Source organism: Streptosporangium carneum (genome assembly GCF_027922005.1).
Taxonomy (GTDB): Bacteria; Actinomycetota; Actinomycetes; order Streptosporangiales; family Streptosporangiaceae; genus Streptosporangium; species Streptosporangium carneum.
The window spans coordinates 1-537 of sequence record NZ_BSEV01000154.1; the positions used below are offsets into that span (position 1 = coordinate 1).

Annotated in this window: 1 protein-coding gene; it reads right to left on the bottom strand. The window is 72.4% G+C overall.

From position 1 onward, the window contains the following. Positions 1 to 537: acyltransferase domain-containing protein (locus PKF00_RS44300; protein WP_271223799.1), on the bottom strand; the 537-nt coding region annotated here is incomplete at both ends.

Consider the following 537-nt stretch of genomic DNA (forward strand, 5'->3'; position numbering starts at 1 on the left):
AGTGGCCGGCGACGGCGGTGGGGTGGATGTTCCAGGAGTGCAGGAGGTGGTGGAGGGCGACCTGGAGGGTGAACAGGGCGGGTTGGGTGTAGAGGGTTCGGTGGATCAGGGCGGGGTCGGTGGCGGTGTGGTGGGCGGGGGTGAGGAGGAGGTCGCGGAGCGGGGTCAGGGCCGGGGACGGGGTGGGGGTGGGGGTGGGGGTGGGGTGGCCGAGTTCGGTGAGGTGGTGGTCGAACAGGGTGGTGAGGCGGTCGACGGTTTGGGCGTAGGCGGGGAAGGCGTGGTAGAGGTCGTGGCCCATGCCGGGGCGCTGACTGCCCTGCCCGGTGAACAGGAACGCCACATCTCGGGTGCCGGACACCGCGCCGGTCGTCACACCGCTGCCCAGGCGGTTCGAGGCCAGCGCCCGCACCCCGTCGGTGAGTTCTTGGCGGGTGTGACCGAGGACGACGGCGCGGTGTTCGAAGACGGCGCGGGTGGTGGCCAGGGAGTGGGCCACGTCCGCCGGGTCCAGGTCGGGGTGCTGGTCCAGGTGGG